The sequence below is a fragment of the Dehalococcoidia bacterium genome, from assembly GCA_041653995.1.
Lineage (GTDB): Bacteria > Chloroflexota > Dehalococcoidia > GIF9 > UBA5629 > CAIMUM01.
The window spans coordinates 21,015-27,817 of sequence record JBAZEK010000009.1; the positions used below are offsets into that span (position 1 = coordinate 21,015).

The 6,803-nt window shown below is 50.2% G+C and carries 12 protein-coding genes; all 12 read left to right on the plus strand.

The genetic code is table 11. The features are described 5' to 3' along the window. Positions 1-2 precede the first annotated feature (2 nt). Complete coding sequence (locus WC359_13035; GenBank protein ID MFA5401366.1) at positions 3-1,064, plus strand: DUF5131 family protein; 1,062 nt, start codon at positions 3-5, stop codon at positions 1,062-1,064. Next, a complete protein-coding gene (locus tag WC359_13040; GenBank protein ID MFA5401367.1) occupies positions 1,061-1,348 on the plus strand; it encodes a hypothetical protein in 288 nt (95 codons plus the stop codon). The genes WC359_13035 and WC359_13040 overlap by 4 nt, the downstream gene beginning before the upstream one ends. Positions 1,349-1,413: 65 nt before the next feature. Beyond that, positions 1,414-1,767 carry a hypothetical protein gene (locus WC359_13045; GenBank protein ID MFA5401368.1) on the plus strand — a complete coding sequence of 118 codons (354 nt, stop codon included), beginning with the start codon at positions 1,414-1,416 and terminating at the stop codon, positions 1,765-1,767. Between the two features lie 62 nt (positions 1,768-1,829). After that, entirely contained in the window at positions 1,830-2,153 is a 324-nt protein-coding gene (locus WC359_13050; protein MFA5401369.1) for a hypothetical protein, read from the plus strand. Then, positions 2,137-2,493 carry a hypothetical protein gene (locus WC359_13055; protein MFA5401370.1) on the plus strand — a complete coding sequence of 119 codons (357 nt, stop codon included), beginning with the start codon at positions 2,137-2,139 and terminating at the stop codon, positions 2,491-2,493. Before WC359_13050 ends, WC359_13055 begins: the two co-directional genes overlap by 17 nt. Next, positions 2,480-2,845: a hypothetical protein gene (locus tag WC359_13060; protein MFA5401371.1), complete on the plus strand. Its 366-nt coding sequence runs from the start codon at positions 2,480-2,482 to the stop codon at positions 2,843-2,845. The genes WC359_13055 and WC359_13060 overlap by 14 nt, the downstream gene beginning before the upstream one ends. A 211-nt stretch (positions 2,846-3,056) precedes the next feature. Beyond that, positions 3,057-3,842: a Lin1244/Lin1753 domain-containing protein gene (locus tag WC359_13065; GenBank protein ID MFA5401372.1), complete on the plus strand. Its 786-nt coding sequence runs from the start codon at positions 3,057-3,059 to the stop codon at positions 3,840-3,842. Beyond that, positions 3,836-5,230, plus strand: a complete 1,395-nt coding sequence (locus WC359_13070; GenBank protein ID MFA5401373.1) for a DnaB-like helicase N-terminal domain-containing protein — start codon at positions 3,836-3,838, stop codon at positions 5,228-5,230. The genes WC359_13065 and WC359_13070 overlap by 7 nt, the downstream gene beginning before the upstream one ends. 314 nt (positions 5,231-5,544) lie before the next feature. Continuing rightward, positions 5,545-5,910 (plus strand): single-stranded DNA-binding protein, encoded by a 366-nt coding sequence (locus WC359_13075; GenBank protein ID MFA5401374.1) that lies wholly within the window; start codon positions 5,545-5,547, stop codon positions 5,908-5,910. Then, positions 5,900-6,343: a hypothetical protein gene (locus tag WC359_13080; protein MFA5401375.1), complete on the plus strand. Its 444-nt coding sequence runs from the start codon at positions 5,900-5,902 to the stop codon at positions 6,341-6,343. The genes WC359_13075 and WC359_13080 overlap by 11 nt, the downstream gene beginning before the upstream one ends. Beyond that, positions 6,340-6,555: a DUF4031 domain-containing protein gene (locus WC359_13085; GenBank protein ID MFA5401376.1), complete on the plus strand. Its 216-nt coding sequence runs from the start codon at positions 6,340-6,342 to the stop codon at positions 6,553-6,555. The genes WC359_13080 and WC359_13085 overlap by 4 nt, the downstream gene beginning before the upstream one ends. Next, positions 6,552-6,803, plus strand: a 252-nt coding sequence (locus WC359_13090; protein MFA5401377.1) for a hypothetical protein, incomplete at its 3' end; no start/stop codon positions are given. The genes WC359_13085 and WC359_13090, both read left to right, overlap by 4 nt.

Consider the following 6,803-nt stretch of genomic DNA (forward strand, 5'->3'; position numbering starts at 1 on the left):
AGATGATAGGTACAGCAATAGAGACTGGAAAATACTGGGACCGGGCGTGGTCTTTGGTTGAAGGTTGCACGAAGGTTTCCCCCGGATGTGGCCACTGTTGGCTGCAAGCGATGGATAAGAGATTTCACCGCAATGAGTATGTAGTAGGGAGTAGTGGACTGGTATTTAAGTCCGCACCGAGATTCAGGGAAGACCGGCTAGGGGTCCCGCTCCATCGGAAGAAGCCTACGGTTTACTCGATCTGGAGCGATTTGTTCCATGAGGTAGTTACCTCCCATGATTTAGCAAGCGCCTTTATGACAATGGAACAATCAAATCAGCATACCTTTCTGTGCCTCACGAAACGTGTTGAGAGAATGGAATCTTTTGTATCTAAGTGGGCGACTCAACCTGAATTGCCTCCCTCTAATGGGTTATTAGTAGACAATATATGGCTCGGAGTCACCGCCGAGAACCAGGAGCAGGCAGACAAGCGGATTCCTCTGTTGCTACAGACTCCCGCCGCGCATCGATTCTTGTCAATAGAACCTCTTCTTTCACCAATCGACTTGACTGCATCTTATCCAGATGATTACTACCATTGCACATCATGCGGTCATCATGGGATTGATTCAGTCCAGCGCGAATGTATCAATTGCGGCGGGCGATCCGAGAACCCTGACAACGGAAATTGTTCCGTATGCGACACGGGTACGATGGCTGAGATATGCCCTGAGTGCGAGGGGAATGATTACAAAACGTCCAATGCGTATGCTCTGGTAGGCTCCTTCGTGAAGGAATACCGAATGCTTCCGGGAATAGACTGGGTGATCGTCGGCTGCGAGACAGGCCCGAAGCGAAGGCCGTGCAATCTTGAATGGATACGGGCAATCAGGGATCAGTGCAAAGCGGCTGGGGTGCCGTTGTGGGTCAAGGGGCTTGAAGCACCGCGAATGTGTGGCGCATATATAGGGGGAACATTCCTCCAACACACAAATGCCATTGGCCCTGTCCATGTCTCCCATGACACGGCCGAGTGGCCTAAGGACTTGAGGATCAGACAGATGCCGGAGGGGCTAAGATGAAATGCTGCGCGCAGATAACAACTACTCCCAAGACGCACGAGCCGGTGATTTGTGATAACAACGCTAAATATCTGTTCACCGACGAAACTGGGGAATACCCCTATTGCTGGCTACATGGGCCGCTGATGCTCAGGGATTGGCCTACATATCCGCTGATCGTCGAGCGGCCGAAGGAGGGAAATGCCTGTAATATCAAGGTCACTGATAAAAAACCCCCGCAAAAAGAGGCGGTGCGAGAAATGCCAAAAGCTGATCAACGGGCCGCAAGTCAGGCTGTTCGGTAACGCCTTTGAAAGCGACCCGCCATTTGTAATTCACCAACATCCAGATGAATGCACAAAGGAGAAAAATGCCTGAAAGTAAAGTGAACTGCCCTTACTGCGACAAAGTAATACGAATCAATCATGAGGACGATTTCGAGGAAGGCGAGCTGTATGAAGCGCTGTGCCGCGCCTGCGACAAGTCGTTCGTCTACTCGATGACCATCAGCATCGACTTCAGTGTGAGTCAAGCCGATTGCCTGAATGGCGAGCCTCATTGCTTCAAGAAGACCAAAACATTCCCCGAATGCGCTGCCCGCTTAAAATGTTCGATGTGCGGCGCTGAGAAGCCAATCCCAGTCGATGAACTTTGCCCCAATCGGGACAAGTGCGGAGACAATTGTCCATACAAGGGGGACGATCGATGGACAGTTGCTCGATGAAATGGGGTACGTCGCGGGCCGTCTGAAGCAGGTGGCAGATCAGATTAAGGAGATGCAAAAGGATGGGCGAACGGATGCTCGGTGATCCCCCGGATGAACCGTGCGGATGCGGATCTTCAGTCTTCTGGCAACGAGCTGATGGCGGCTTTTTATGTGCTTTCTGCCACCCTTCTTGGGAGAGCCCGAGGCCGCCTACACACGATCTGACGCCGACCAGCCATAATACCGAAGAGGCGACGATTGCACAGATGGCGGTCGCCTGGCGATCTGTGTCAATCAAGACCTGGAGACGGATACTGATCCAGGCGCTCAACTCGGGAGACAAGCAGTCCGAAGAATATGCTAACTGGATGCTCAAGGATGTTCTAAATGAAGAGGAGGTATAAAATGGAACTTGTCAATAATACTTGTGCCCAGTGCCTGAGAAAAAATAGCGTAAAGTGCTGCTCCGGTAAGTATATGGCCAGCGTTGATCCGGATGCGGTGAGAAAACTGGCGATCGCCGTCCTCAAAAACGCACTGAGAGCAAAGGTCGCTGCCCGTAATTTCCCGCTCAGTAACACATTCCCCTTTTGGATAGAGCAAGCGTTTGGCGGGAGATTGTCGGTAGGGGAGGCCGCCGACTCCTGGTACGCTTGGGCAGACATGACCAAAAAGGAAAGGAATCAGGTATTAGCTGAACTCGAACGAAAATTAAACGGAGGAGGAGAGGGTGCCGAGTTATAATTTTAAGACGTGGAAAGCGGCCAAAGTCAAGAGCGGAGAGTCGCGGCAGACAATAAGGCCAGTTCGTAGCCGGCCGACGGTCCCCGGGGACATTCTTTATCTCTACCATGGCCAGAGGACAAAGAGTTGCGAACTGCTCAGGACAGAGACCTGCAAGAGCGTGGAGCCGGTGCATTTCGCTAGGTCCTCGCTGATCACCTTCATCTTTGTGGGCGGCAGGCTCCTCCCCTGGAGCGAAGTGGAGGACCTGGCGAAGGCCGACGGATTCGAGAACTCCACTCCGTTCATCGACTTCTTCGTCCAACACTACGGGATACCCAACAGCCGGCCGCTTGAGCTGATCAAGTGGTAGGAATGCCTTTACTTATTCTTTACAATGTGATAGGCTGGCTTCGTTATGCGAAATAAATATCATCGTAACCGAGCTATATATCGCGCTCGCGTAGAAAACCCCGAACTAACGCTGGAGGAGATAGGTGCCATGTTCGGGGTTAAGCATAAGCAGCGGGTGTGGGAGATCATTCAGGTGGAGAAAAAACGGGATCTCCAGCAGAGAGGCGCTCATGGCAAGGACTCCTAGAAATACAGTTGACTTTTTCCCTCACTTTACCGATGCCAGTGCAGGGGACACCATAACTGTAATCCAAGCACAATTCGGAAATGACGGATATGCTTTTTGGTTCAAACTCCTCGAAAGGCTTGGCCGGTCCGAAGGGCACTTCATTGATGTCAGAAACCCAATAAAATTTAATGTTTTGTGTGCAAAATGTAATTCTACTCCTAACAAAGGAGTAGAAATTCTTAACCTACTGGTAGAATTAGGTGCTATTGATAAGGACCTATGGGATTTGAGGGTAATTTGGTGCCAGAAATTTGTCGATAATTTAGTGGAGGTTTACAGGAACAGAAAACGTGATCTTCCTAGTAAACCAATTATTACAAGTAGTAATGACATTATTACTGGTAACCTACAGGGAGAAAGTGTAGAAAATGAATTCCTTGGTGTAGTAATGCTACAGAGGAGAGGAGAGGAGAGGAGAGGAGAGGAGAGGAGAGTAGAGGAAAGGAAAGGAGAGGAAAGGAGAGGAGAGGGAATTTCCAGCTCCTCCCCCTTAACGTCCTGGGAAAGCTCCCTTGGACGAAAAGCTACCGAAACTGAGTGTGTAGAGTTAAACCTTTTAGCCGACAAGTATTCAGGGCCGTGGGTTGTTGATTCTATCACAGAGGCAGCAAGAATTGATAGGTCTAAAATTGGGATTAAATACATTTCTAAAATTCTGAAGAGATGGCAGACAGACGGCCATAACAATGGGAATAACGGCTCATCGGAAGGGTTAAGAGAATGGTAGATGATAAAATTCCACCCCACGATCTAGACGCCGAGGAGTCTGTTATTGGCTCCTGCTTGCTGGACGATGAGGCGCTGGACAGGGTGATCGGTTTTCTGCAAGCGGAACATTTCTATCGAGATAAGAACCAGTGGGTTTTTGGGGCAATGGTTGCTCTTAATAACAGGGCAGAGGCAATAAATCAAATAACAGTAGCCCATGAGTTGGCAGATAAATTAGATGCTATTGGTGGGCCGCACTATTTATCAAACTGTCTAAACGCTTCACCTACCGCCGTACACGTTGTTCATTATGCGAGGATCGTTTGGAGAATGGCAGCTTACAGAAAACTCATTACTTCCGGGAATGAAATAGCGGATGTCGCCTACCAAGATGATCCGTCGGTGTCGCAGGCGTTCACTAAGGCGGAAACTATCATAGCAAAGACCCGCTCGGAATATTCACTGGATGACGATTCAACTATTCACCATGCGGAGGGTATTCAAAACTACATTGAAACACAGAGGGATTCAGAGATTAGGCCTTGGTTAGTTAGTCCGTGGACTTCATATAACAGAACTGTGAGACAGCGGAACGGAAAGGTTTTAGTTATAGCTGGGCCATCTGGTATGGGCAAAACGAGCTGGTGTGAACAGATGCTTGAATATGGGGCTCGTGATCTGGGCAAGAATGGAGTTTATTATTTCAACGAGCTGGACCCAACAGACATATTTAATCGCCGCGCCTGCCGACTGATGACCACGGATAAGGGCGTGGCCCCGAATATCCACGATCTTGAGGATGGAGTGTACTCTGAGTCAATGGAAATGGCAAAGTTTGTTCAGGACGTTATCTGTTGGCCCGGAAAGGTGACCCTTGTCCCATGTCCCGGTTGGTCGGTTTATCGGATATGCTCGGACATTCGGCAGAAAGTCGCCCAAGGATTAGCCGATTTTGTGGTGGTCGATTATATACAGCTCATCCCCCGCGAAGACGTAGGCCGCAAAGGCGCTACGGACGCAAGGGCGGTCGGTATAGTGCTCCAAGCGCTCAAGACCACATGCCAGACCGTCAAAGGCCAACCCCCGTTGATTATAGCGTCTCAGGTGAATAGGTCACTTAAAGCGAAAGAAGATTGTCGCCTTGAGGCGCTCAGGGAGTCCGGGGAGATTGGAGAATATGCGAATGTGGTGACGTTTGTTTTCAACCAGTGGGACGCGACTAAAGGCGGGTGCTTGGATGGGTGTAAAAAAATTCCATCAAATGCAACCAATTGCTTCCGGCGTTGCGTGTATCTGGTTACTGTGAAAAACACCTTCGGCCCGAAGGGTGAGGTTCTACTAAGGCAAATACCCCACAGATATCAATTTGTTGAGGAAGAAAATAAACCAAAAGAAACAATGTTTTGAAGGAGGGGGTCATGATCAATAGGCTCAAAGATATGTGGCTCAGACGTAAGTGGAATCATTGGGAAGGAAAATACTCTCGCGCCCTAACGAAAGCCAATGGAGATGATTTTGATTATGCTTGCGGTTTACGGTCTGGAACTGTAATTAGATTCACCGCCGCCACATTTGACGGAGAATTCGTCCACTTAAGTGGGATAGTTGATACCTCGTGCGGTATGAGATTTACATTCGATAGAGGTATCGATGTTCGGTTAAGAGACATCGAATGGGTTGCCGATGCACCTAAGGGCAGTTAAGTAAAAGAAGGAGGTAAAATGGCGTCACTGAACAGACAGCAGATCATCGGGAGGCTTGGGGGTTTGCCTAACATGCGTTTCACCCCCAGCGGTAAGCCGGTCACGGACTTCAGTGTGGCCGTGGACAGCTATCGCGGATCAGGGGATGATCGGAAGAAGATCACAGAATGGTTCAAGGTCGTGTGTTGGGACCGGCAGGCGGAGAGCTGCAACCAGTATCTGCTCAAGGGCAGCCTGGTGTACGCGGAGGGCGAGGTCCACCTGGAGAAATGGGAGAAGGATGATGGCAAGGAGCATAGTAGGTTGAAATTGGATGCCAGCCGGGTTGTGTTCCTGGACAAGAAGGGGACGGCGAGCGAGGACGAATTGCCGAATGAAGGTTAAAGGAGGAAAAGTGGAATACAGAACTACTGACACGAAGACGATAGAGGAAGTAGCTAGGGCTCATCATATCCCGGATGACGTTCTCGAGCAATTATTCCCGGGGTGGAAAAACAGGTACGTGGTATTTAAGGCCGGAGCCATGTATAAGCACAAGGCTGTGGGGTGTGGGGAGCCTTACGTTCTGGTTTATGCCGGGAGTTGGTCCCTTGTGAACACAGTACACTGGAAAGCGTGGAGATATCCAGAGATGGACGCTGCTAAGGCGTTTGGGAATGTCGACGACTGGGAGTTCGTGGGTATGGCTAGTAATCGCATGCGATTTCTTGAGCAAGCTTTTCCATCGGCAACTGATTTACTGCGAAAAATAGCTGAGGTTGGACCGGATGAGGCCCGAGAATGGATTATCTCGGAAATTCGAAAGGTTGTTCAATGATCCTTACAGACGGCCACCAGTTAGTATCCGACGAGTCAGTTGACGAGCTTCATCAGTTCGCGCAGCGCATCGGCCTGTCTCGCGGCTGGTTCCAGGAGCACCCGGGTCATCCGCATTACGACCTGTTCGGAAGGGCTCACTCGGTAGCGGTTCAGGCCGGCGCCCGGCATATGCCAAGCAAGCAACTTGTCAGGAGGATCAAAAAGAGATGAAAACGTACCGACTGGGGATCGATCCGGGCGTTTCCGGGGCGCTCGCCCTCCTCGAGTTTGCAGGTGTTTTCAGTTTTCCAAAACTGATAGCGCTCGCCGACATGCCGGTCATGCCCCTCGGTAAAAAGGGAAAAAAGAAGCAAGTGAACTCATCGGAGCTTGTGAGCCTGCTCATCAAGTGGCACCGACCGGAACTCGTCGTCTACTTAGAACAGGTCCAGAGTATGCCGGGTCAAGGAGTAAGTTCG